Annotated in this window: 20 protein-coding genes and 2 tRNA genes; 12 read left to right on the plus strand and 10 right to left on the minus strand. The window is 71.2% G+C overall.

Annotated features, from left to right (window positions below):
• The first annotated feature begins 24 nt into the window (after positions 1 to 24).
• The 8 genes from hemC to VGT80_RS12145 all read left to right on the plus strand — a co-directional run bounded on the left by hemC (position 25) and on the right by VGT80_RS12145 (position 7,691).
• On the plus strand, positions 25 to 1,002 hold the full coding sequence (hemC, locus tag VGT80_RS12110) for a hydroxymethylbilane synthase (RefSeq protein WP_327456117.1): 978 nt from the start codon (positions 25 to 27) through the stop codon (positions 1,000 to 1,002).
• Between the two features lie 92 nt (positions 1,003 to 1,094).
• Complete coding sequence (locus tag VGT80_RS12115) at positions 1,095 to 1,799, plus strand: uroporphyrinogen-III synthase (protein ID WP_327456118.1); 705 nt, start codon at positions 1,095 to 1,097, stop codon at positions 1,797 to 1,799.
• Positions 1,796 to 2,677, plus strand: coding sequence for a hypothetical protein (locus tag VGT80_RS12120; protein ID WP_327456119.1), 882 nt, complete (start codon positions 1,796 to 1,798; stop codon positions 2,675 to 2,677). The genes VGT80_RS12115 and VGT80_RS12120 overlap by 4 nt, the downstream gene beginning before the upstream one ends.
• Positions 2,674 to 4,197: a heme biosynthesis HemY N-terminal domain-containing protein gene (locus VGT80_RS12125; protein WP_327456121.1), complete on the plus strand. Its 1,524-nt coding sequence runs from the start codon at positions 2,674 to 2,676 to the stop codon at positions 4,195 to 4,197. Before VGT80_RS12120 ends, VGT80_RS12125 begins: the two co-directional genes overlap by 4 nt.
• Positions 4,198 to 4,275: 78 nt before the next feature.
• Positions 4,276 to 4,351 (plus strand) — tRNA-Thr (locus VGT80_RS12130).
• Between the two features lie 186 nt (positions 4,352 to 4,537).
• Complete coding sequence (locus VGT80_RS12135) at positions 4,538 to 4,987, plus strand: DUF2147 domain-containing protein (RefSeq protein ID WP_327456122.1); 450 nt, start codon at positions 4,538 to 4,540, stop codon at positions 4,985 to 4,987.
• Positions 4,988 to 5,036: 49 nt separating this feature from the next.
• Entirely contained in the window at positions 5,037 to 5,858 is an 822-nt protein-coding gene (locus VGT80_RS12140) for a CPBP family intramembrane glutamic endopeptidase (protein ID WP_327456123.1), read from the plus strand.
• A 171-nt stretch (positions 5,859 to 6,029) separates the two neighbouring features.
• On the plus strand, positions 6,030 to 7,691 hold the full coding sequence (locus tag VGT80_RS12145) for a TIR domain-containing protein (protein WP_327456124.1): 1,662 nt from the start codon (positions 6,030 to 6,032) through the stop codon (positions 7,689 to 7,691).
• Position 7,692: 1 nt separating this feature from the next.
• On the opposite strand, the gene VGT80_RS12150 is transcribed toward VGT80_RS12145, so the two are convergent.
• The 3 genes from VGT80_RS12150 to VGT80_RS12160 form a co-directional block, all read right to left on the minus strand.
• Complete coding sequence (locus VGT80_RS12150) at positions 7,693 to 8,523, minus strand: transporter (RefSeq protein ID WP_327456125.1); 831 nt, start codon at positions 8,521 to 8,523, stop codon at positions 7,693 to 7,695.
• An 83-nt stretch (positions 8,524 to 8,606) separates the two neighbouring features.
• The gene (locus tag VGT80_RS12155; protein ID WP_327456127.1) at positions 8,607 to 10,115 is read right to left on the minus strand and encodes a CehA/McbA family metallohydrolase; all 1,509 of its coding nucleotides are present in this window, start codon (positions 10,113 to 10,115) and stop codon (positions 8,607 to 8,609) included.
• 56 nt (positions 10,116 to 10,171) lie between these two features.
• Positions 10,172 to 12,004 (minus strand): NF038122 family metalloprotease, encoded by a 1,833-nt coding sequence (locus VGT80_RS12160; protein ID WP_327456128.1) that lies wholly within the window; start codon positions 12,002 to 12,004, stop codon positions 10,172 to 10,174.
• A gap of 158 nt (positions 12,005 to 12,162) precedes the next feature.
• On the opposite strand from VGT80_RS12160, the gene VGT80_RS12165 reads away from it, so the two are divergent.
• Positions 12,163 to 13,605, plus strand: coding sequence for an NAD-dependent succinate-semialdehyde dehydrogenase (locus VGT80_RS12165; RefSeq protein WP_327456129.1), 1,443 nt, complete (start codon positions 12,163 to 12,165; stop codon positions 13,603 to 13,605).
• A gap of 133 nt (positions 13,606 to 13,738) precedes the next feature.
• On the opposite strand, the gene VGT80_RS12170 is transcribed toward VGT80_RS12165, so the two are convergent.
• The 4 genes from VGT80_RS12170 to VGT80_RS12185 all read right to left on the minus strand — a co-directional run bounded on the left by VGT80_RS12170 (position 13,739) and on the right by VGT80_RS12185 (position 16,079).
• Positions 13,739 to 14,221, minus strand: a complete 483-nt coding sequence (locus tag VGT80_RS12170) for an OmpA family protein (protein WP_327456131.1) — start codon at positions 14,219 to 14,221, stop codon at positions 13,739 to 13,741.
• 101 nt (positions 14,222 to 14,322) lie between these two features.
• Positions 14,323 to 15,066 (minus strand): Sir2 family NAD-dependent protein deacetylase, encoded by a 744-nt coding sequence (locus VGT80_RS12175; RefSeq protein WP_327456132.1) that lies wholly within the window; start codon positions 15,064 to 15,066, stop codon positions 14,323 to 14,325.
• Between the two features lie 31 nt (positions 15,067 to 15,097).
• Entirely contained in the window at positions 15,098 to 15,523 is a 426-nt protein-coding gene (locus VGT80_RS12180; RefSeq protein WP_327456133.1) for a BON domain-containing protein, read from the minus strand.
• 250 nt (positions 15,524 to 15,773) lie between these two features.
• A complete protein-coding gene (locus VGT80_RS12185; RefSeq protein ID WP_327456134.1) occupies positions 15,774 to 16,079 on the minus strand; it encodes a YggT family protein in 306 nt (101 codons plus the stop codon).
• Positions 16,080 to 16,182: 103 nt separating this feature from the next.
• On the opposite strand from VGT80_RS12185, the gene VGT80_RS12190 reads away from it, so the two are divergent.
• Both VGT80_RS12190 and VGT80_RS12195 read left to right on the plus strand, forming a co-directional pair.
• Positions 16,183 to 16,258 (plus strand) — tRNA-Ala (locus VGT80_RS12190).
• A gap of 124 nt (positions 16,259 to 16,382) precedes the next feature.
• On the plus strand, positions 16,383 to 17,177 hold the full coding sequence (locus tag VGT80_RS12195) for a metallophosphoesterase family protein (protein WP_327456135.1): 795 nt from the start codon (positions 16,383 to 16,385) through the stop codon (positions 17,175 to 17,177).
• Between the two features lie 75 nt (positions 17,178 to 17,252).
• Here VGT80_RS12195 and polA read toward each other — a convergent pair whose 3' ends face one another.
• Positions 17,253 to 20,114 carry a DNA polymerase I gene (polA, locus tag VGT80_RS12200; RefSeq protein ID WP_327456136.1) on the minus strand — a complete coding sequence of 954 codons (2,862 nt, stop codon included), beginning with the start codon at positions 20,112 to 20,114 and terminating at the stop codon, positions 17,253 to 17,255.
• A gap of 200 nt (positions 20,115 to 20,314) precedes the next feature.
• Entirely contained in the window at positions 20,315 to 21,121 is an 807-nt protein-coding gene (locus VGT80_RS12205) for an isocitrate lyase/phosphoenolpyruvate mutase family protein (protein WP_327456137.1), read from the minus strand.
• A gap of 122 nt (positions 21,122 to 21,243) precedes the next feature.
• Between VGT80_RS12205 and recF the strand changes: the two genes are divergently transcribed.
• Positions 21,244 to 22,398: a DNA replication/repair protein RecF gene (recF, locus tag VGT80_RS12210; RefSeq protein WP_327456138.1), complete on the plus strand. Its 1,155-nt coding sequence runs from the start codon at positions 21,244 to 21,246 to the stop codon at positions 22,396 to 22,398.
• Here recF and VGT80_RS12215 read toward each other — a convergent pair.
• Positions 22,350 to 23,990 (minus strand): TonB family protein, encoded by a 1,641-nt coding sequence (locus tag VGT80_RS12215; RefSeq protein ID WP_327456139.1) that lies wholly within the window; start codon positions 23,988 to 23,990, stop codon positions 22,350 to 22,352. The two genes, recF and VGT80_RS12215, sit on opposite strands and share 49 nt — an antisense overlap.
• Positions 23,991 to 24,357: the final 367 nt, after the last annotated feature.

Below are 24,357 nucleotides of genomic sequence, written 5' to 3' on the forward strand. Positions count from 1 at the left end.
ACGCTTGCAGGTATATCCCAGCCCGTGCCCACGCAACCGCCCGGCCATAAAGCGCCCGTCCGGATCGGCGCCCGCGGCTCGAAGCTGTCGCTGGCCCAGGCGGGCATGATGCAGCGCAGGATCGCCCAGGCCCTGGGCGCCGACCCCGCCGACCCCGCGCAGGTCGAGCGCGTCGCGCCGCTGGTCATCATCACCACCACCGGCGACCGGGTGCAGGACCGCCGGCTGCTGGAGATCGGCGGCAAGGGCCTGTTCACCAAGGAGATCGAGGAGGCGATGCTGGCGGGCCGCATCGACTGCGCGGTGCACTCCATGAAGGATATGCCGGCCGTCTTGCCCGACGGCCTTTGCATCGCCGCCATCCCCGAGCGCGAAGACCCGCGCGACGCCTTCCTCAGCCACATCGCCGAGAGCCTGGAGGCGCTGCCCAAGGGCGCCCGGCTCGGCACCGCCAGTCTGCGGCGCCAGGCCCAGTCGCTGCACCGCCGCCCCGACCTCGTGGTGAACATGCTGCGCGGAAATGTCGACACCCGGCTCGCCAAGCTGGCGGCCGGCGAGGCCGACGCCATCCTGCTGGCCTATGCGGGCCTGAAGCGGCTTGGCCTCGGCAATTTCGCGCGCGGCCTGCTCGATCCCCTGGAGTTCCCGCCGGCGCCCGGCCAGGGGGCGCTCGCCATCGAGACCCGCGCCGCCGATCGCGAGCTGCCGTGGGTCACCGCCCTGCGCGATCATCCGACGACGGTGGCGGTGGCCGCCGAGCGCGGCGCGCTGATGGCGCTGGAGGGCTCCTGCAAGACCGCCATCGGGGCCCACGCCTGGTTCGAGGGCGCGCGGCTGAAGCTGATCGTCGAGGCGCTTTCGCCCGATGGCGCCAAGCGCTTCCGCCATGCCGGCGAGGCCGATCTCACCGAGCTCGCCGACGCCGAGGCCTCGGCGCGCGCGCTGGGCGTCTCGCTCGGCGAAGCGGTGCGGGAAGAGGCCGGAGACGTCATTTTCGTCTGAGCCGCGAGATTGCAGCCCGATTGCACCTGGGGCCCTTGCGTCGCCAGGGTTGTGGGCGCCAATGGTTAAGCTGGTTCGTTCAGGATCGCCGAATGGCCGGGCGTCGACAAAGAATCTGGATCACCCGCACCCAACCGGGCGCGGACACCACTGCCGAGCGCGTGCGGGCGATGGGGCATGAGGCGATCATCGCGCCCTTGCTGGCCGTGCACGCCGTGGAGAACCCCGAGATCAACCTGCGCGGCGTCGCGGCGCTGGCCTTCACCAGCGCCAATGGCGTGCGCGCCTTCGCCGAACATTGCGGCGAGCGGGAGCTGCGGGTCTTCGCGGTGGGCGCCGCCACCGCCCAGGCGGCCCGCGCCGCGGGCTTCCGGACGGTGCTGTCGGCGGACGGTGACGTGGAGGCCCTGGCCGAAGGCATCGCCGCGCGGCGCGGGCAGATGCGCGGCGCGGTGCTGCATCCCGGCGCGGCCGAGCCGGCCGGCGATCTGGCCGGGGCGCTGGAGAAGCACGGCGTCGAGGCCCGCCGCGCTATCCTCTACGAGACCGGCCCGGTGAAGCTCTCGGAGTCCCAGGCTCTGTCGCTGATCGGCGTCGATGCGGCCCTGCTGCATTCGCCGCGCGCGGCCAAGGTGCTGGCCGGCGTCCTCAAGGCCCATCCGGCGCCGAACCTCAAGGCGTTCGGGCTGTCGAAGGCGGTGATGAAGCCGCTCGCCCGCACGCCGCTGGCGGCCAAGGCCTTCCCGCCCTTTCCACTCGAAGCCGCGCTGCTGAATCTGATAGACCGGGGCGCATGAGTCCGACGCCCGAGGCCGACATCGCCGCGCCCAAGGACCCGGCCGAATACCGGCCGCGCGCCCTGCTCGGCGTCTCGTTCTGGGTGATGATCGCCTTTGGCCTGGCCTGCGTGCTGGCCGGCGTTGGCATCGCGGTCCTTGCCCCGCGCGTCTGGGCCCAGCGCCCCGCCGCCCGCAGCCTGGAGGCGCCCGCCGCCCCGGCCGAGGCGCCCCGCAGCAATGTGACCTTGCCCGCCGCCGCCGAGACGCTCGCCGCGCCGCCGCCCGCGATCGAGCCCGCCGCCGCGCCCCAGGTCGCGCAACTCTCCAACCGCGTCGCAGCCCTGGAAGCCCAGCAGGGCCGCACCAGCCGCGCCGCGGCCTCCGCGCTCGCCGCCGCCGCGCTGGTCGAGGCGAGCCAAGGCTCCCGCCCGTTCCCCGAAGAGATCGCCGCCGTGCGCGCAGTCTCGGGCGCCTCGCCCGAGCTGGCCCAGCTATCGCGCCTGGCCCAGAGCGGCGCGCCCAGCCGCGCCAGCCTGATCGCCAGCTTTCCCGACTACGCCGCCCGCGCCGCCAGCTCCGCCCGCAAGCCGGCCGAAGGCGGCTCGCTCAGCGACCGCATCGTCTACGCCCTGTCGCGCGTGGTCATGGTGCGCCGCATCAGCGACGTGAGCGGCGACGGCCCCGACGCCCTGATCGCGCGCGCCGAACGCGCGCTGGAGGACGGCGACTTCGACCGCGCCTTCACCGCCCTCGACAAGCTGCCGCCGGCCGCCCGGGACACCATGTCGCCCTGGCGCGTCCGCGCTGAGCGCCGGGCCGACATCGACCGCTACGCCGGCGCGCTTCGGGCCCGCGCGCTGGCCGACGTCGCCGCGGCGGGGCGGAGCGGCGCATGATCCGCGGCGGCATCGTCATCCTGATCGTCGCCGCCGTGGCGGTGGCGATCCTGGCCATGACCGGCGATCCCGGCCGCGCCAGCATGGTCTGGCTGGGGTGGCGGGCCGACATGACCGCCGCCACCGCCGTGCTGATCGTTTTCCTGGGCTCGCTGATCGGCACCATCGGCTGGCGGACCCTGCTGTGGATCCTCGCCGCGCCGGAGCGCGCCGCCCGCGCCCGGGCGGAGAACCGCCGCCGCCAGGCCGACGAGGCCCTGACCCGCGGTTTCCTGGCCGCCGCCGCCGGCGACGGCTCCGAGGCGCGCCGCCTGGCCCTGAAGGCCGCCGACCTGGCGCAGGACAACCCGGGCCTGGTGCGCGTGCTCGCCGCCCACGCCGCCGAGGCCGCCGGCGACCTGGCCGCCGCGGAGGCCGCCTACGCCGCCATGCTGGGCGCGCCCGACATGCGGCTCGCCGGCCTCAAGGGCCTGATGCAGATCGCCCTCGAGCAGGGCGACCGCGACATGGCGCTGACCTATGCCGAGCAGGCCTATGGCCAGACCCGCACCGCCCGCTGGGCCTGGCGCGCCCTCCTGGAGGCGCGGCTCGAGGCCGCCGACTGGACCGCGGCCCTGGAACTGGTGAAGAGCGCGCTCGACCGCAAGATCGTGCCGCCGATCACCGCCGATCGGGCCCGCGCCGCCCTGCTCGCCGCCCGCGCAGCCCAGCTCGAGCACGCCCCCGACCCCAAGGCCCGCGCCCAGGCCCTGGACCAGGCCGTCGAGGCCGCCAGGCTGCAGCCCGGCTTCGCGCCCGGCGTGGTGATGGCCGCCCGCCTGCTGGCCCAGGACGGCAAGGTCAGCCGCGCCGAGAGCGTCATCGAACAGGCCTGGAAGGCCGCGCCGCATCCGGCGCTGTGGCTCGCCTACCGCGACCTCAAGACCGACGAGACGCCGCGCGAGCGGGCCGCCCGCCTTGCGGGTCTGGCCGCAACCAACCCGGCCCACCGCGAGAGCCTCATCCTCGATGTGGAGCAGGCGCTGATCGCCGGCGATGCGCCGGGCGCGCGCGTCGCCGTGCACAGGCTGGAGGGCGAGCCCGCCACCGCCCGCACCGCCGGCCTGCAGGCCCGCGTCGCCTATGCCTCCGGCGAGCCGGACGAGGCGCGTCTGTGGATGGCCCGGGGCATGTCGGCGCCACACGAGCCGGACTGGTCCGACCTCGATCCGGAGGGTCGCGCCTTCGCCTACCAGTCCTCCGACTGGGCCCGGCTGGTGGCCACCTTCGCCGAGACCGGCGAGCTCATCCATCCGCGTTTCGAGCGCCACGAACGCTCGCTCAGCGAACTGCCGGAGCTGCCGCTCTCCTATGCCGACTCCGCGCCCTTCCTGCAGGCGGAGGGCCACCAGGCCCTGCTGCATCCGGCCGAAGACCACGGCTTCGCCGAGGAGGAACCGGCCGAATCCGGCGCCCCCGCGCCCAGGCGTCGCAACCGTCCCGCACGCGGCTTGGCGAGTGGCCGCAGAGCCGCTAAATAGGCGCCTCCCAAGCGGCCGGGCTCCCGGCCCGCCCCCGTGGGATAGGCAGTGCGACTACCAGCGCCTGCCCCTGAAGACGCCGCTTTAGCTCAGCTGGTAGAGCACCTCATTCGTAATGAGGGGGTCACAGGTTCGAGTCCTGTAAGCGGCACCACTTCCTCCGACAGGTTCGCGAGGCCGCACCCGAAGCCCGAGGCCGCAGACGAGCACGGGCGTGGACATCACCAGGTCGACCGCAAGGTAATCCCAAGCTTTTCCCTAGGCCGCCGCAAACACTTCGCCGCGCCGCGCGGCATAGATGACCCCGATCCGGCGCAGCCTGCGTCAAACGAGGGACGACATGCGCGCCATCATCATCATCACAACCCTGGGGGCCCTGGCGGCGGCGATCGCCGCGCCGCGGGCCTTCGCCTCGGACGAGCAGATCCTCGGCGACTGGATGACGCCTGGGGACGCCGCCCGGATCAGGATCGCGGACTGCCCGGCGCAGCCGTCGCGGCTCTGCGGGACGATCGTCTGGCTGAAGGAGCCGAACCAGAAGGACGGCCGACCCCGGCGCGACCTGGCCAATCCTCAGCCCGGTCTGAGGACGCGCCCGATTCTCGGCATGGCCATGCTGGTCGACCTTGAGATGGCCGGACCCGGCCGCTGGACCGGCGGAGCGATCTACGATCCCGCGACGGGCCGAACTTACCGCTCCACGGCGAGCGCCGGCGCTGACGGGACCCTGAGGGTCGAAGGCTGCCGCCTGATGATCTGCCAGGGCCAGAGGTGGACCCGTGGACATTGACCCGCGCCGCGCGCCAGCGCCCCTTCACGCCACATCTGAAAGGCCGCTGATGCCCCGGCTCCTCAAGCTCGCCGTCTTCGCCCTCGCCGCCCTGCTTCTCACCTTGCTGCCCGGCGGCGTCTGGAGCGGCCTGCTGGCGGCCAATCTGAAGACCGGCATCGGCCTGCCCTGGGCGGTCCCGGTGATGGGGGGCCTGCTCTGGCTCGGCTGGCGCTATGCCGGGGGACACGGGCCCCCCGCCCGCACCGCGCAGGCGAGGCGGCGCTATCGGCGCGCCAATCCTGTCTCGGCGCAGGTCTGGCGCTGGGCCCTGGCGGCCAACGGGCTCGCGCTCGCGGCGCTGTCCGGCCTGTGGATCGTGCTGTTTCAGCTGGTGAAGGCGCCCGGCAATCCGACCAACGTCTTCGCCGGCTATCCGCCCGCCACGGTGATCCTGATCGTCGTGACCGGCGCGGTGATCGGGGCGGTGTCCGAAGAGGTGGGGATCCGGGGTTACCTGCAAGGCGCCCTGGAGCGCGTCCTGCCGGCGCCGGCGGCGATCCTCGTCGCCGCCCTGGTGCTCACGCCCGGCCACGGTCTGACCCAGGGGTTCGTGTGGTCGACGCTGCTGTTCTATGTGCTCGTCGATGTGGCTTACGGCGCGACCGCCTACTTCACCAACTCGATCTATCCGGGCGTCATCGCCCACGCGGCCGGTCTCATGGTGTTCTTCCTGATGATCTGGCCGCACGACGCGACCCGGCGGCTGGTCGGAGCCGGCGGGGCCGACGCCTGGTTCTGGCTTCACCTTGTGCAGGCGGTTGGCTTCGGCGCCCTGGCGATCGCCGCCTTCGCGCGCCTCGCGGCGCTGCGGCCTCGGGCGCCGGCCTAGGCCGCGCCCCAACGCGGCGGACAGATGGTCGCACAAGCCGGGGGTCCCAAGGCGAGAGCATCCGGAACCGCCGCAAAGACCGGCCGGCGAGGCCGGCGATGAGCAGGACGCGCCATTGCTTCCGGACGGGGGCTGAAGCTAGCTTCGGAGTTGGCCGAAGTTGGGGTGCATTTGTCCGACGTCTTTATTTCCTACAGCCACGACGATCGTCCGATCGCGCGGCGCTTCGCCGAGGCGCTGACCGCGGAAGGGTTCTCGGTCTGGTGGGACGCGGCGCTGCGCTCCGGCGACCCGTTCGACGAGGTGATCGAGCAGACGCTTCGGCAGGCCCGCGCCATCGTCGTCCTGTGGTCGCCGCGTTCCGTCGCCTCGCGCTGGGTCCGGGCCGAGGCCACCATCGCCGATCGCAATCGCGCCCTCATCCCGGCGATGATCGAGGCCTGCGAGCGGCCGATCATGTTCGAGCTGACCCATACCGTCGACCTGTCCGCCTGGGCCGGTGACCCCGATGATCCCACCTGGCGCGAATTCCTGCGCGATGTTCGCGCCCTCGTCGAAGCCGGCCCCGCCCGGCCTGATCGCGAGACGCGGCCGGCCGAGTCGCGGGCGCCGAAGCCGAGCCGCCACCGCAAGCCGTCCCTGGCCGTCCTGCCCTTCACCAACCGCTCGGGCCTTCCCGAAGACGAGGTGTTCGCCTCCGGCATGGTGGAGGACCTGGTCTCGGCGCTGTCCTTCAACCGCGCCCTGAAGGTCATCGCCAGCAGCGCCACCCAGAGCTATCGGCGCGGCGCCACCGACATGCGGGCGGTCGGGCGCGAACTGGGCGCGCGCTACGTCCTGGAGGGCAATGTCCGCCGGGTCGGCGCGGACCTGCGCGTCACCTCGCAGCTGGTCGAAGCCGAGTCGGGAGAGATCCTGTGGACCGAGCGGTTCGATCGTCCGCTCAGCGAGCTCGCGGCGCTCCAGGAAGACCTGGTCATGGACGTCGCCGCCAACCTCGGGGTCGAGGTGGAGCGGATCGAGACGGAGAAGGCGCTGCGCAAGCCCAGCGATCTGACCGCCTGGGAGGCGGTCGTCCGCTCCATGAACGCCTACCATCGCATCGGTTCGACCAGCCCGGCGGCGGCGGTCGAAGAGGCGCGGAAGGCCATCGCCATCGATCCGGAGTACGCCGTGGCCCATAGCGCCCTGGCGCTGGCCCTGGCGACCTTCCAGGGCTGGCTGATGGAAGACGAAGCCCTGCTGGAGGAGATCACTTCGCATGCGTCGAGGGCGCTCTACCTGGGCGGCTCCAATCCGTCGGTGCTCTGGGCGGTAAGCTGGGCCTATTGCCTGATCCGCCGGCCGGAGCAGGCTGTGGAAAGCGCGCGGCGCGCGGTCGAGCTGAACCCCAACATGGCGCTGGCCCAGCTCGCCCTGGGGCATGCGCACTACTTCCTGAACCAGCCGCAGCAGGCGCTGCCGGCGCTCGACGCCAGCGAGCGGCTCGCGCCGCGCGGCGCCGTCGTCTACCTGTCGAGCTCGCTGCGCTCCATGTGTCTCTTCCAGCTCGGTCAACTGGAGGCCGCGCTCGCCGAGAGCGACCGGGCCATGCGCCTCAATCCGCACTATCCGGCTACCCTGCTGCGACGAATGACGATCGCCGCGAAGCTTGGCCGCGACGAACAGGTCCTCGACGCCGTGCGGCGCATCCATCGCGCCGAACCCTCCCTGTCCTTCGCCCGTCAGGTCCGGAGGCTTCGGATGTTCGTGGTCCCGGCGCCCGATGATGGCCAGGTGGCGGCCTTCTCGGAAGCCTGGGCCGCGGTGACGGGTCCGCCCGGCGCAACCTGACCTAGAACCGGCGTGACGCGCCCACATAGGCCTGCACGTCGGGCGCGCTGTGGTTGAGGCCGAGATTGACGCCGGCGTCGAGCTGCAGGTTCGGCCTCGCCTTGGGGATCCAGGCCAGCGCCACGTCGGCGGTCGCGTGCTTTTCCCAGCCGTCCGGCGCGTGCTCGGCGCTGGCCCACAGCTCCACCGCGCCGCTGAGCTGCGGGGTGAGCGCGTGGCCGAGGCTGATCGCGCTCACATATAGCGGCCGCACCCCGCCCTCCCCGTTGCGCACCACGTCGAGCTCGGGAGCGAGCGAGAGCGAGAAGCCCGACGGCAGGGCCAGCGCCACGGGCGCGATGACGCCGCCCTGGAAACCGCCGGCCCCCAGGCCGTGCTGGGCGGTGGGCAGGCTGACGAACGGCAGGATCGCCACCGAAGGCCCCGCGCCGCCCGGGTTCAGCAGGCTGAACTTCAGGTCGAGGGTCGTGTCGCCGGTTCCGCGGGTCGTCGCGCGCGCCGCCGGGTCGCCGCGCACCCGGGTCTCGGTGAAGGGCGTGAAGTTCACCCCCCACTCAAGGTTCGGCGTCAGGCCGAAGCGTAGGTGCGGGCTCAGCGCCACCAGCGAGGTCTGCGTCAGGCCCGCGTCGCGATTGCGAGTGAGGTCGAGGCCGTCCACCTCGATCATCACACGGCCCACATCGACGATGCAGGGGGGCGTCGCGCGGCCGGGCCGCTCGGCGCAGAAGTCGCGCAGGCCGCCGGCGTCCTGAGCATGGGCCAGGCGCGGCGCCAGGGCGAGGACGGCGGCGATGAGCGCCGGCAACGCGCCGGGGCGTCGAACGAACCTCATGCAGCGGCCCTCCCTCGAACGGCGCCATATCTGAGCATGATTGCAGGGGCGGCGGCGAGACGGCCCGCGACGGGCGAGGTTCGCTAGGGCCGCGGCGGCCGCAGGTAGATCGGATTGCCGATCATCAGGAGCTGGCCCTTGGCGTCGCGCACGTCGACGCGCAGCCAGTGCGCGCGGCCGTCGGCGGTCAGCTCGAAGCGCTTGGTGGCCTCGGCCGCGCCCAGCGCCGGATCGCCCAGCCGGGCCAGGGCCGCGCCGTCGCCGGCCAGCGCCAGCACCGCGCCCTCCGGCGCGCCGGCCACGCGCACGGTGACGGCCACCTCGGCGCCGGCCGCCACGGGCAGCAGGTCGCCCATTTCCGCGGTCGCGCCGCCGCTTCGCGCCTCGACCGCCAGCAACCGCCCGCGCAGGCCGAAGACGTCGATGAAGACATGGCCCTGCCGGATGGCCTGCAGGATCGCGCCCTGCGAGAGCTCGGCCGCGTGCGCCACCGTCGCCGGCCGCCCGACGCCTTCGCGGTCGGCGGCGATGTCCAGGGCGGCGTTGTGGTTGTCCGACCCGCCCACCGCGGTGATCCGCAATCCGGCGTTCAGCCGCGCCTCCCAGAACGGCAGGCCGGAAGCCGGCCCCTCCGCGCCGCCGACCGCCTTCAGCGCCCCGCCGTTCACCACCTCGACCGCCTGGATGCGGCTGAAGTCCACGTCCTTCGCCGTCCAGCCGCAGCCCATGCAGCCTTCGCCGGACGGCAGCCCGGGGTGGTTGATCGACAGCACGCCGTGGGCCGCTTCCACCTCCGCCTCGATCCGCCCGAAATCCGGCGCCCGCGCCGATCCGAGCTGGAAATCGAGGAAGCCGGTCGGGCCCCAGACATTGGCGTGGCCGTGGAAGGTGGTGATCTCACGCCCCGGGATCAGCAGCAGGTCGTCGAAATAGGGCGCCAGTTCGCGCAGCGCCTGGTTCTGCGAGGTGGCGTTGTGGTCGCTGACCGCGATGAAATCGAGACCCGCCGCCTCGGCCGCCTCGAGGGTCTTGAACACCGGACAGGGGACCTTGGCCCCGCGCCGCGACGGACAGCTGCCGTCGGAGTGGGCGGTGTGCATGTGCAGGTCGCCGCGATACCAGCCGGGGCCGGCCTTCACAGGCTTGTCGAGGAACCCCGGGAAGGCGTCCGCCGCGTGGTCGAACCAGATGCGGGCGGCATAGGTCGCCTTGGCGCCCATCCGCAGGTTGGGGACGCCCAGCACCAGCTTCCAGGTCCCCGCCGGGATCGGGCCGGACAGGTAGGACGGCGTGGCGTCCGCCGCCTCGATGACCACCGTGTCCTTGTTCCCGCCGCTCCAGCCGCGGAAGCGGCTCGGATCGCGCAGGCCCAGGTCGATCACCGATTTCTGGTCCCGGCCGGTGTAGCTGAAGCGCAGCGTCAGGCGCGTCACCCCCGCTGGCGCCCGGAACGGGATCTCGCGATAGGTCTGGTGGTCCTTGCCGGTCAGGGTTCCGGTCAGCGTCAGGTCCGGCGCCCGCTCGGCGGCCCACACCGGCGCGCCGAGCGCCAGCAGCCCCGCGGCCGCCATCCAGCAGAGCGCCTTGATCATCCGGCTTCCCCTCGCCCCCGCGACGGGATTGCTAGCACGGTCCGGCGCCGCCGGGTCTAGACGGTGAAGATCCAGTTGCCGGTCAGGCTGGTCATCTGGACGCCTACCAGGATCATCTGGTCGCCATTTCCCATGTCGATGACCGTGTCGGCGCCCACCTGGACGACGGTCCAACTCGTGCCGAGATCGACCTGCACGCGATCTCCCTCGGAGATGTGGAAGTCGAGCACCCGGTCGATGCCCGCGCCGGAGAAGGTGTGGAAGGTGTCGGCGCCTGCGCCGCCCACCAGGGTGTCGTTGCCACGGTCGCCGGAGATCCAGTCGTTGCCGGACCCGCCGACGATCGAGTCGTCGCCCTGGCCGCCGCGCATCAGCTCGCCGCCCGAGCCGCCGTGCAGGGTGTCGTTGCCGAGGTTGCCGTAGAGGATGTTCTGGCCCTTGGTGGCGGTGATCAGGTCGTTGCCCTGGCCGCCCACCAGCCAATCGTTGCCGCCCAGGGTGTCGACGATGGTGTCGTCGCCCTTGTTGCCGTTGATGTCGTCGAAGCCGGCCCCGCCAACGATCGAGTCGTTGCCGTCGCCGCCGCGCAGCACGTCGCCGCCCGACCAGCCGGTGATGGTGTCGTTGCCCACCCCGCCGGTCACTGAGGGGGCCGCCGCCGTCGCCAGCAACACGTCGCCTGGCGAGGCCGCGCCCGCCGCGCCCGAGCTCACGCTCACCGTGTAGCTGCCCTGGTAGCCGTCGACGTAGGCGCCGGCCTCGATGAAGTAGGTTCCGGTGGTGGGGGCGGTGAAGGCGATCAGCGAATCCGGATTGGCGCCGTCGACGATATCGTCGTTGGAGGCGACCAGTCCGCCCGCCGCGTCGTGCAGCCTCAGGAACGGATCGGCCAGCGTGCCGCCGCCGCCCAAATGGCCCGTTTCCTTGATAGTGTAGCTGGTGCCGGCCTGCAGGTTGACGCGGAACCAGTCGCGGTCGCCGGCCTGCTGCAGGGTCCCGCTGATGGTCCCGCCCGGCGCGATCAGCCCGATCGGCGCATTGGGGTCGGTGAGGCTATTGGCGAAATCGTCCGCCGCCGGCACGAAGGGCGTGGAATTCCAGCCCAGGACGTCCAGCACCTGCAGGTCGGTCGCCGACAGGTGGCCCGGCGAGTTGGGGCCGCCCGGTCCGAAGGAGTCGCCGCGGACGTGGTCGAAGTCCGCGAGATCGCCGCCGTCGTCGACGCCCGCGGCGCTGATCGCGGCGTGATACTGCAGGGCGGAGATGTGGGCGCTGTCGATGCCGAAGAAGGTTGTCACCCCGTCCGAACCGCCGGTGAGGTCGCGGGTCCCATCCGCCGCGAAGCGGAACAGGTCCATCGGCGCCCACTTGCCGTTGGAGCCCTGAATGCCCAGGCTGCCGATGCGGCCAAAGGCGCCCTCGGTGAGTTCGTGCTCGATGGCCCCGATGGCATCCTGGCCGAAGCTCCAGGCGAGGTTGCTGTTCAGGGTGACGTCGTCGGAGCCGCTGTTGGTCTGCGGCTGCAGGCCCAGCATGCGGGCCATGGAAACAGGGATCGCGAAGCCGGCGCCGCCCGAGGGATCGACGCCCGGCAGACCGTTCACGGCGGTGAGGTCGTCGGCGGTCGTGACGTGCGCACGCAGCGCGGCCGTGAAGGCCGAGTAGCTCACCGAAGTCGTGCTGAATCCGTTCGACGCCGCCGCGCCCGGTCCGAGCGAGCTCAGGGTGAAGCTGGCGTTGACGGTCACTGAATTGGTGAAGTGGCTCTGCAGCTCGTGTTCGGCCGCGATGATCGCGCTGTGGTACGCGTCGGATACCGTGGCGTCATAGGAATTGATGAATACCAGACCGCTGCCCGCAGTGGTCACGGCTTCTGTATCGAACGGCATCGCCGATCCTTAAAAAATGCGCCCCCGCTCCACCTATAGTGGGCGTACGCGACTGAAAAGTTGTCAACGCGTCCGGTGGGCGGACATGTCGCAACGGAACCCGGGCCGCATGCGTCGGTTGGGCGGCTGCGGGGCCGTCAACTGAAGGAACGACCGCCATGGACGAAAACATCCGTCCCGAACGCGATCCCTCGGCGCCGACCGAGGGTGACCAGCCGGCGGACGCGCCGCCGAGCCTCGCGACCCATGATCCCGCCACCGGCCAGGCGGGCCGGACCTACCGCGGCCATACCGAGGCCGAGGCGAGGGACTTCGCCCAAGCGGCGCGGGCCGCCTGGGAGGGCTGGCGGCGAACCGAGGTCGATGTCCGCGCCGGGAAGATGCGCGCCGCGGCCGCCGTGCTGCGCCGCCGGGCGGACGAGTTCGCCGAGCTGATGACCGCCGAGATGGGCAAGACCCGCACCGAGGGCCTGGCGGAGATCGAGAAATGCGCCGTGGGCTGCGACTATTTCGCCGAACACGCCGCCGGCTTCCTGGCCCGCCGGCCTGTCGAGATGGACGGACCAAAGGCCTTCGTGACCTTCAATCCGCTGGGCGTGGTCTTGGCCGTGATGCCCTGGAACTTCCCCTTCTGGCAGGTCTTCCGCTTCGCCGCCCCGACGCTCATGGCCGGCAACGCCGCGGTGCTCAAGCACGCCTCCAACGTGCCGGGTTGCGCGCTGGCCATCGAGGAGGTCTTCCGCCAGGCGGGGTTCCCTGAAAACCTGTTCCGCACGGCGCTGATTCCGGGCAAGGCGGTGCGCGCCCTGATCGAAGACGACAACATCGCCGCGGTGACCCTCACCGGCAGCGTCGAGGCCGGGCGGCAGGTGGCGAGCGCGGCCGGCGGGGCGCTCAAGAAGTGCGTGCTCGAACTCGGCGGCTCCGACGCCTATCTGGTGCTGGCCGACGTCGATGTGGACAAGGCGGCCGGCGTCGCCGCGGCGGCGCGGATGGTCAACGGCGGCCAGAGTTGCATCGCCGGCAAGCGCTTCATCGTCCTGGCCGAGGTGCGCCAGGCCTTCGAACAGGCCCTGGTCGCGAAGATGCAGGCCTTCCAGATGGGCGATCCCCGCGATCCGGCGACCAGGCTTGGACCCATGCAGAGCGTCAAGGCCCGCGACGACATCCACGACCAGGTGACGAGGAGCGTCGAGGCCGGCGCGCGGCTTTTGACCGGCGGCGAGGTCCCCGATCGGCCCGGCGCCTGGTATCCGCCCACCGTGCTGGCCGGCGTGAAGCCCGGCATGCCCGCCTACGAGGAGGAAGTCTTCGGACCGGTCGCCGCCGTCATCGAGGCCCGCACCGAGGACGAGGCCATCGCCATCGCCAACGGCTCGCAGTTCGGCCTGGGCTCCGGCGTCCTCACCGCCGACCTGGCGCGCGGCGAGCAGATCGCCGCCGAAGAGCTCGAATCCGGCATGAGCTTCGTCAACGCCGGCGTCCGCTCCGACCCGCGCCTGCCGTTCGGCGGCGTCAAGCAGTCAGGCTACGGCCGCGAGTGCTCCGAGTTCGGCATCCACGAGTTCGTCAACATCAAGAGCGTGCTGGTGCAGGGCTGACACCCGCGCGTCATCCTCCGCTCGACCGCAGGTCGATGCGGCGGGCCCAAGCTGAATTGCAGGATCATCTAGGCCGCTTGGGTCCCCCGGATCGCGCTGGCGCGCGACCGGAGGATGACGGCGAAGTTGGCGCCTACCAGCGCCGCCCCTCGGCCAGCACCACCAGCCGGCGCGGGTCGCCGGCCGGGGCCGTGCCCTGGATCTGCGTCTGGATGCGCGCCGCCGGGACGCCGCGGGCGCGCAAGTCCTGGGCCACGGCGTTGACCCGCGTCTGGGCCAGCTGCCGCTGCTCGGCGTCCGTGCCATGGCCGTCCGCCTGACCGACCACCAGGGCGACGGCTTCGGGATGGCAGGCGAGTTCCTGGCCGGCCTCGTTCAAAGCCGGCGCGGCGAGCTCGTTGAGCTGGCCCTCGCCAAAGGCGAAGCCGACGCTGGCCGGCGAGGACAGCGGCCCGCAGACCGCGGCCTTGTCCACATCGCGGTGGGCGCGGGCGTCGACCACGGCGCGGCTGAGCATGGGGTTCGCCCGATGGGTGACGCAGCCGCTGAGCGCGCCGGCCGCGGCAAGCGCCAGGACCGGCAGGAGGCAGGTGGGAAGCTGGCGCAATCTGGTCATGTCTCGGGTCGGTGGCTGGAGTGAACTGCTGAACGGCGGGCCGCCGCAGATGTCAACGTTCGATGGCGGGATTGAGGCTATGCACGGCGCGGGGATAAGCTTCAGTCGGCGGGCACGGCCTCACGGAGCGCCGCACCGATCTCGTCGTGCAGCACCAGGTCGGCGCAGGCGTCCTGGTCGGTGGGCTCGCGGTTGACGATCGCCAGCCTGGCGCCGTTGCGCTTGGCCAGCAGCGGAAAGCCCGCCGCCGGATAGACCACCAGCGAAGAGCCCAGCACCAGGAACAGGTCGCAGGCCAGCGTCTCGGCCTCGGCGCGGGCCATGGGCGCCTCCGGCATCGCCTGGCCGAACGAGATGGTGGCGGTCTTCACCAGTCCGCCGCAGACCCGGCAGTAGGGGATTTCGCCGGCCTTCAGGAAGCCCACCTTCAGCTCCGCCAGCTCGTGCCGCTCGCCGCACTCCAGGCAGGTGGCGTAGGAGGCGTTGCCGTGCAGCTCGATCACCCGATCGGCGGGGACGCCGCTGTCCTGGTGCAGGTTGTCGACGTTCTGGGTGATCACCGCGCTGGCCTTGCCCCGCGCCACCAGGCGCGCCACCGCATGGTGGCCGGCGTTGGGCTCGCGGCCGGTCCAGCCGGCGCGGCCGGAGAAGGCCCGCTCCCACGCTTCGCGGCGCTTGGCCGGGTCGCCGACGAAGTCCTGGAAATAGATCGGCTTCATCTTGCTCCACACCCCGCCGGGCGAGCGGAAATCGGGGATGCCGGATTCCGTGGAGATGCCCGCGCCGGTGAACACCACGACGCGGTGGGCCTCATCGATCAGCCGGGCGAGGTCGGAACGCGACATGCCGCCAGGGTGGCCCCAGGACGGTCCGCGCTCAAGTCGGCAGGATCGGATAGCCCATCGGGCTCTTGTCGGTGCGCCCGTCGTCGTCCTCCGCCTTCGCCGGGGTAAGGAAGCGCGGCGAATTCGGGTTCACCTTGAGGTCGATCTCCACGCCCTTCACCCCGGGCGTCTCGTGCACCAGCCGAAGCGCCAAGGCCGGATCCGACGCCCCGCGCGCCTCTCCCCGGAGCGTGACCACCCCGTCCTCCACCTCGACCTCGATGCCGCGCGCGTCGATCAGCCGGTCGTGCAGCAGGCGCTCGCAGACCTCTTCGTAGAGGCGCTGGTCGTCGCGGCTCCAGTCCTTGGGTCCGCGCCCCCGGTGGTGCCCGCGGCCGCCGAGCTCGTCGTCGGCGCAGCGGTCCATCCAGCTGCGATCGTCCGCCCCCGCCCGGTCCTCTGATCTGCGATCGGCCATGTCACGCCTCCTCGTCTCCGAACCTACTCCGGATTCAACCGGCGAGGCGCACGCGCGTTCCGCGCTCAGCAAAGCTTGTTCTGGGAAGGGATCGGTCGACCCGGCGTCGTCGGGGGGATGCCAGGGTGTTGCGCCGGGCCGACCGAAGCGCCGCTCGTGTCCGACAGGCAAGTCGTCGAGGGGCGCCCTGACAACCAGCGCTCAAATGATAGGTTCCGACGGGCTTGCGGAAATATGCCGCCGTTCGGGCCTAGCCGAGAACGCGCTGTAGCGGCGCCATGGCCATCGGCAGCAGGTAGATGCGGATTCCCTGGATGACCAGCATGGCCAGGATCGGCGTCACGTCGACGCCGCCCAGCGGCGGGATGAACCGCTGGAAGGGCCGCAGGATCGGTCGCGTCACCGCATCCAGGAAGTGGGCGATCGAATAGACGATCCGGTTCCGAAGGTTGATCACGTCGAAGGCCACCAGCCACGAGATGATCGCGTTGATGATGATGGCCCAGATGATCAGTCCAAGGATCGCGTCGAGGATGTAGTAGATGAAGCTCGCCATGGGCCGCGTTCTAGCGAGGTTTGCGGCGGCGGCAAAGCTGAAGCCTGCGCCGAAACCCTCGCTTGACAGCGCACGCTCCAATCGCCTTATTCCGCGCCTTCCTGGGGCCGTAGCTCAGATGGTAGAGCGCCTCGTTCGCAATGAGGAGGTCAGGGGTTCGATTCCCCTCGGCTCCACCAGGAACCTCCGTTAAGCCAATTTCAGCCCACATTGCCGCATAAGGCCTGCCTTCGTTGTGCGGGTGCGGCCGCTGTTTTAGTCTTGGCGTTCGCCCCGGAAACCGTCGTCAGGATTTGACCGTCCGTGTTCGCCCGCCTGTTCGGCCGCAATCGCCAGCGTGACTTGGCGCCCTCCACCGAGGGACGGCTGGTCTATGCCGTGGGCGACGTGCATGGCCGGCTCGATCTCCTGGGGCCGCTGCTGCACGACGTGGCCCAGGACGCGGTGGCCGCCGACCGCACCGAGCCGCGTCCGCTGCTGGTCTTCCTCGGCGACTATGTGGACCGCGGGCCGGATTCCCGCGGCGTGGTCGACCTGATCCTGCAGATGCAGACCTGGCCGAAGTTCGAAGTCCGCGCGCTGAAGGGCAACCACGAGGAGGCCCTGCTGCAGTTCCTGGGCGAGCCCAGCTTCGGCCAGACCTGGATGGAGCACGGGGGCGCCGCGACGCTGGTCTCCTACGGCGTCCAGCCGCCCGCCCAGCGCACCGACCCCGAGGCCTGGAAGCCCGTCCGCGACGCTTTCGCCGAGGCTCTGCCGCCGGTGCACCGCGCCTTCTACGAGAACCTCGAGCTGATGGTGACCGTGGGCGACTACGCCTTCGTCCATGCCGGCGTGCGGCCCGGCGTCGCCCTGCAGGACCAGTCCGAGCGTGACCTGCTGTGGATCCGCCAGGAATTCCTCGCCGAGCGCGGCCGCTTCGAGAAGGTCATTGTGCACGGCCACACTCCGATGGAGACGCCGCAGCTGACGCCCACCCGCCTTGGCGTCGACACCGGCGCCTACGCCACCGGCATCCTCACCGCCGTCCGCCTCGACGGCGAGGACCAGCAGATCCTGCAGGCCAAGGCCAAGCGGCCCGTCCACGCGGTGGCCTAGCCCATCACAGCTGTCATCCCGGTTTTTGCTGGGCTCGCGGTCGTCGCGCTGGCGCGCTCCCGACCCGACGCGAGCCTAATGCGCGTCGTCCCAGTTTGCGGCGGCGCGAGCCTCGACCACCAGGGGTACGGAGATCGAGACCGCCGGTTCGGCCGCGCGCTCCATGATCTGCTTGGCGACGGCGATCACCGCCTCGGCCTCCGCCTCCGGCGCCTCGAAGACCAGTTCGTCGTGCACCTGCAGCAGCATCCTTGCAGTCAACCCGGCGTCACGAAGTGCAGCCGGCATCCGGATCATGGCGCGCCGCATGATGTCGGCCGCCGCCCCCTGGATCGGGGCGTTGATCGCCGCGCGGTCGGCGAAGCCGCGCTCGGCCTGGCTGTGGCCGCGCGCCGCCGGGATATGCACCTTGCGGCCGAAGATCGTGGTCACGAAGGCCTCGGCGCGCACCTGGCGCTGCATGCGGTCCATGTAGGTGCGGATGCCGGGGAAGCGCTCGAAATAGGTCTTGATGTAGGCGCCAGCCTCCTCGCGCGGGATCGACAGCTGGTTGGCGAGGCCAAACGCCGAGATGCCGTAGACGATGCCGAAGTTGATCGCCTTGGCGCGCCGGCGCGTCTCGGCCGGCATGCCTTCCACCGGCACGCCGAACATCTCCGAGGCGGTCATGGCGTGGATGTCGAGGCCCTCGGCAAAGGCCGTCTTCAGCTGGGCGATATCGCCGATGTGGGCCAAGAGGCGCAGCTCGATCTGGGAATAGTCGGCGCTGATCAGCACATGGCCCGGCTCGGCGATGAAGCAGCGGCGGATCTTGCGGCCTTCCTCGGTGCGGATCGGGATGTTCTGCAGATTCGGATCGCTCGAGGCCAGCCGCCCGGTGGTCGCCGCCGCCAGGCTGTACGAGGTGTGCACCCGGCCGGTCTTCGGGTTGATCGCCTCCACCAGGTTGTCGGTATAGGTGCCCTTCAGTTTCGACAGCTGGCGCCAGTCCAGCAGGATGCGCGGCAGCTCGTGGCCCTGGGCCGCCAGGTCCTCCAGCATGGAGGCGTCGGTGGACATGGCGCCCTTTGCGGTCGTGCGGCCTGACGCCAGCCCCATCTCCTTGAACAGCAGGTCGCCGATCTGCTTGGGGCTGCCCAGGTTGAACGGGCGGCCGGCCACGCGGTGCGCCTCGGCCTCCAGCTCGCCCATGCGCACCGAGAAGTCGTTGGAAAGCTGGCGCAGCCGGTCCGGATCGACCTTCACCCCGGCCAGCTCCATCTCCACCAGCACCGGCGGCATTGGCCGCTCCAGCGTCTCGTAGACGGTCAGCAGCTGCTCGTGCGCCAGCCGCGGGCGCAGGTGCTCGTAGATGCGCAGGGTGACGTCGGCGTCCTCGGCCGCGTAGCAGGTCGCCGCGGTCAGCTCGACGTGCTTGAAGCTCTTCTGCGCCTTGCCGGTCCCGGCCACAGTCTTGAAGCTGATCGGCTGGTGGCCCAGCAGCCGCTGCGACAGCTCGTCCATGCCGTGGCTCTTATGCAGCCCGCCCTCCAGGGCGAAGCTGATCAGCATGGTGTCCTCGATCGGCCCGACCTCGATCCCGTAGCGCGCCAGCACCGCCAGGTCGTACTTGCCGTTCTGCGCCACCTTGAGGACCGCCGGGTCCTCCAGCAGCGGCTTCAGCCGGGCGATGACCTGCTCGCAGGGGATTTGGTCGACCGCCGCCTTCTGCTCGAAGTCCAGGCCGCCGGCGGCCTCGTGCTCGTGGCCGACCGGAATGTAGCAGGCCTCGCCCGGCGCCACGGCCAGCGACACGCCGCACAGGTTGGCCGCCGACGACGACAGGGCGTCGGTCTCGGTGTCGAAAGCCACCACGCCCACCGCCTTGGCGCGGGCGATCCAGGCGTCGAGCGTCGCGAGGTCCCTGACGCACGTATAGGCGTCGACGTCGATTGCGCCGTGCTTCGGCGCCTCGATCGCCCGGGTCTCCGGAGCCGGGGTCTGCACGGCGCCCGCCTGGCCGTGGGTCTCGATCCGCCGGGCCAGCGTGCGGAACTCCATCTGCTCCAGGAAGGCGGCCAGGTCCGGCCCCACCGGATCGCGCACCCTCAGCTCGTCCACAGGCTCGGGCAGCGGCGTGTCGCAGTCGAGCTTCACCAGCTCCCGCGACAGACGGATCTGGTCGGCGAAGTCGATCAGGGTCTGGCGGCGCTTGTCCTGCTTGATCTCGCTGGCGCGCGCCAACAGCGTGTCGAGGTCGCCATATTCGAGGATCAGGGCCGAGGCGGTCTTGACGCCGATGCCGGGGGCGCCCGGCACGTTGTCCACCGAATCGCCGCAGAGGGCCTGCACATCGACGACCTTGTCCGGCGGAACGCCGAACTTCTCGACGACCTGGTCATGTCCGATCCGCAGGTTCTTCATGGTGTCGAGCATCGAGACCCGCGGTCCGACCAGCTGCATCAGGTCCTTGTCGGAGGAGACGATCACCACCTCGCCGCCCATGTCGCGCACCTTGCAGGCATAGGCGGCGATCAGGTCGTCGGCCTCGTAGCCGGGCAGCTCCAGGCAGGGCACGCCGAACGCGCGGGTGGCGTCGCGCACCAGCGGGAACTGCGGGATCAGGTCCTCGGGCGGCGGCGGCCGGTGGGCCTTGTACTGCGCGTAGAGCTTGTTGCGGAAGGTCTGTTCGGAATGGTCGAAGATCACCGCCAGGTGGGTCGGGGCATCCTCGCTGGCCTTCATGTCCACCAGGAGCTTCCACAGCATGTTGCAGAAGCCGGCGACCGCGCCCACCGGCAACCCGTCCGTCTTGCGGGTCAGCGGCGGCAGGGCATGGAAGGCGCGGAAGATGAAGCCCGATCCGTCGACCAGATAGAGCCGCACATTGGGCCCGTCCTGGGTCGGCTCGCGGGGGATCTCGTCCAGGGTCTGCGGGGCGTCGAGGAGGTCGCTCATGGCGCCAAGATAGGCGCGCGGATCGTCGAGGTCACGAGCCGCAAACCCAAAGTGTCATCCCGGTTTCGCGGCACGCGCAGACCGGGACCCTCGAGCGTCGAGGATTCAGAAAGAGGCGCAGCGGAGCCGTCGCGCCCTCTCACCGCGATCTGGCGCGGAGGGGTCCCGGACAGCCGCTGCGCGGCTTCCGGGATGAGACCCTATGAGAACCGCTTGTTGAGGTTCCCCACGCCCGCCGCCGCGGGCGCGAAGGCGCTCGCCTCGCCCGTCGCGAGGTAGCCGCCGATCATCCCGGCCAGCGGCGCATAGGTCGCGGTGAACGGCGTCGTTCCGCAGCTCAGCCGCCGCACCCCCAGCGCCTGCAACCGCGCCGCCGGCGCGAGCCCCGGCATCAGGATCACGTTCAGCGGCAAGGTGATGGCGCCCGTCAGCCGTCCGATCAGGTCCTCGTCCTTGGCCCAGGGCACGAAGATCCCGTCGGCGCCCGCGTCGCGGTAGCGCGCCGCCCGCTCGACGACCTCCACATAGGCGGCCTGGCCCTCCGCCAGGCCTTTCAGGATCACATCGGTGCGGGCGTTGACGAACAGCGGCACGCCCGTCGCATCGGCGGCCTTGCGGGCGGCGGCGACCTTGCGGGCGTGGAGCGCCGCATCGCGGCGGCCGTCCTCAAGGTTGATGCCAACGGCCCCGGCCGCGATAACTTGGCCGACAAGATCGGCCAGCTCGCCCAGGTCGTCGGTGTAGCCGCCCTCGATATCGGCGGTCAGGGGCACGTCCACCACCCGCGCCGCCGCGGAGATGGAGGCCAGCAACCGGTCGCGCGGCAGCGCATCCCCGTCGGGATAGCCATGGGCCCACGCCACCGCGGCCGAGGAGGTCGCCACCGCCTTGGCGCCCGCGTCGGCGATGATCGCCGCGCTCGCCGCATCCCAGGCGTTGGCCAGCACCAGGATATCCCCGGTGTGGTGCAGCGCCTTGAACGCCTCCGCCTTGGCCCTCTGGTCCATCCATCCCTCCCAAGCTCTGCCCTAGGACGCAGATATAGGGGCTCGCGCGACATCCGCTCGCGGGATCCGGACATTCACAGCGGGATTGGAAAGCCGGGGCCGAAACCCTGTAAGACGCGCGGGTGCGCACGGCCCTCACCCGCCTGACCCTCACCGACTTCCGCTCCTATGAGCGGGCCGAGCTCGTCCTGGAGGGGCGCCCGCTGTTCCTGGTCGGGCCGAACGGGGCGGGGAAGACCAATCTTCTGGAGGCGGTCAGCCTGCTCACCCCAGGCCGCGGCCTGCGCGGCGCGAGCCTCGCCGAGGTCGGCCGCCGGCTGCCCGGCGAAACCAGGGGCCGCGCCTGGGCGGTCGCCGCCACGGTCCTCGCCGATGGCGAGGAAACCAGGCTCGGGACCGGCGTCGAGCAGGCCGGCGCCGCGCGCCGCACCGTCCGCATCGAGGGCGAGACCCTGCCGCCCGGCCGCCTCGCCGAGCACCTGCGCCAAGTCTGGCTGACGCCGGCCCAGGACCGCCTGTTCGTGGAGGGCGCCGGCGACCGTCGCCGCTTCTTCGACCGTCTGGTGTTCGCCGGCGAGCCCCGCCACGCGGCCCACGCCCAGGCCTATGAGAAGGCGCTTCGCGAAAGGATGCGCCTGCTGACCGAAGGTCCCGCCGATCCCGCCTGGCTGGACGCCCTGGAAGCCCGCATGGCCGAGGCTGGGGCCTTGATGGCGCAGGCCCGCGCCCGCACGCTCACGGCGCTGCAATCCGAAATCGACGATCGCGGCGCGCGGCCTTTCCCGCAGGCGCGCCTCACCCTGACCGGCGAATGGGAGCAGCTGGCCGCGTCAAATGGGCAAGGCGGGGGCGGTGAGATCGCCGACCTGGAGGCCCGCCTCGCCGAGGCCCTCAAGTCGGGCCGCGACCGCGACGCCGCCGCCGGCCGCGCGCTCACCGGGCCGCACCGCGGCGACCTCGGCGTGCTCCACGTCGAAAAGGACCGCCCGGCCGCCGAATGCTCCACCGGCGAACAGAAGGCGCTGATCCTCAACCTGGTGCTCGCCCAGGCCGCCCGTCTGGCCCGCGTCTCCGGCCAGCCCTCGCCCATCCTGCTGCTCGACGAGGTCGCCGCCCACCTGGACGCGCGCCGCCGCGCCGCCCTGTTCGACGAAATCGAGGCGCTGAGTCTGCAGGCCTTCCTCACCGGAACCGACGAGCACCTGTTCGAAGGCCTCGCCGGTCGGGCTCAGGGCGTGCGGGTGGAAGGCTCGGGCCTGGCGGCTTTGGCTGGCTGAGAGGTCGGCGCCTGGATGCAGTCATGCGTCGCGCAGTAGGTGGTCCTGGCGTCAGCCTCGATCTTCTCGGTGACCGCCGTGACGGTCTGCTTGGCCGCCACGTCCAGAGCATCACTGCGCTGCCGCTGAGCCTTCCCGGCCGGGGAGTCGTAGAACGCGACCATGGCGGCGAGCTGGTCTTCCGGGACGCGGCCCGCCCAGGCGTTGGCCAGGTCCTCGGCATAGCGCGCCATCACCGCGTTCATGCCCACCCGATAAGCATCGATGGCGTCGTCATAGATGCGCTTGTCGGCCCCGGGCGGCCGCTTGGATTCAAAGCTGGCGACCTGCAGCTCGACCTGCAGCTTGGCCGTATCGCCCGTACCGAGTCCGGTGACTAGCTGGCGGGCGAGCGCAAGGGTGCGCGGCGAGGAAGCGACCGGCCCCTTGAAGGGCGGCGGCAGCTCGGGCGCGGGAAAGCCGGCCCGGACGATGACCCTTCGGCCCAGGCCGCCGGCGTCGAGCTGGATACGGCCGAGCCGATAGGCGTCGCTGAGCGTGAGTGCGGCGCGGCCAAACCCCAGGCCGCCGGGCGCTTCCTCGTCAACCGAACAGCTGTCCAGCGCGCCCGCCGTGGCCACTGAGCAGGTCATCCGAACAGCTCCGGGAACCCCGAGCAGGGCCATCAGTTCGGGTTCCGCGGCGACCACCGTCTCGGCGTCCGGTGCGGCGGCCCACTGTGGATTGTCGATACGGTTGTCCCTCGGGTCGGCCGGGCGCCAGACACGCTGCAAGGCCTGGGCGGATCCGCAGTCGCGCTTGGCGCAGAATGCGGCATGGGCGGCGTCGCGCAGGACGCCGAGGGAGCCCGCCTGGAGCTTGATGTCGATGGCCTGCAGTTCCGGGTCCCTGATGACCTGGCCGTAGGCGGCCTGGAAGGCGGTGATGGCGGCCATCTCATCGTGCGAGAACACCGCCGCCAACGCTCGAGCATAGGCGTCGCGGATGTCGCCGCGATGCTTTTCAGCCGCCTCGCGCAAGGCACCGGCCGCGCCCGCTCGCGCCGCTCCCGAGGCGCTGCCTTCCGGAGCCGTCTCGATCTTCTGGGCCTCGTCGGCGTAGCGGCGCATGACGCCATCCACCAGCCGCATGACGTCGGTCAGGGCCCGGGCCTGCTGCAGGTCCTCAGGTGTTCGCGGCGGCGGGGGCAGGGCCGGAGCCTGGCCGGCCACGTCCTCGCCCTTCGGCAGCCGGAACATGATCGGAATGCGCACATAGCCGCCACCCACCGGCTGGCCGTTGAAGCTCTGCGGCTTCATCCGGAAATCGTTAGCCATGGCCAGCGAGGCCTGGCCGAACCCAAGGTCCTTGGGCGCCTCGTCGAGCACCTTGCAGCGGACCAGGCTCCCCTCCGCGGTCACCTCGCAGCCGATGGTGGCCGATCCCTCCAGCTCTAGCGCTTGCGCCGCGACCGGATAGTGCTCGGCCATGCTCTCACCGGTGGGCTTCTGCAGCCAGTCCGGCTGGGTGATGGTCCGCGTGGGAGGCGCCGCCGCCGCGGGTGCGAAAGAGAGGGCCGCCAAGGCCGCGATCCAGAAGCCGTTGATCCGCATCGATACGCCTAATGCATGGCTCCCTCGGTCCGCGCCACACCTGAGCTGTCGTCGGCCCGATTTCGGCCCGAAAACGTGCAGAATCAGCGCGAAACCCTATATAGAAGGCTGACCTTTTCCATCGAATCCTCAGGGGCCTCTTACGCGCGCGTGCGCGGGACCCAACCCGAGCGGCCCCACCGCCCCGACTGGACGCAGAATGAGCGAAGACAACGACACCAACTGTCCCGACTCCGAGGCCCCGAAGGCCGATGGCCTGGACGCCAACGGCCTGGATGAAAACGGCCTCGACGCCAACGGCCAGGGCGACTACGGCGCGGATTCCATCAAGGTCCTCAAGGGGCTCGACGCCGTCCGCAAGCGGCCG

This window comes from Phenylobacterium sp. (assembly GCF_035944335.1).
Lineage (GTDB): Bacteria > Pseudomonadota > Alphaproteobacteria > Caulobacterales > Caulobacteraceae > Phenylobacterium.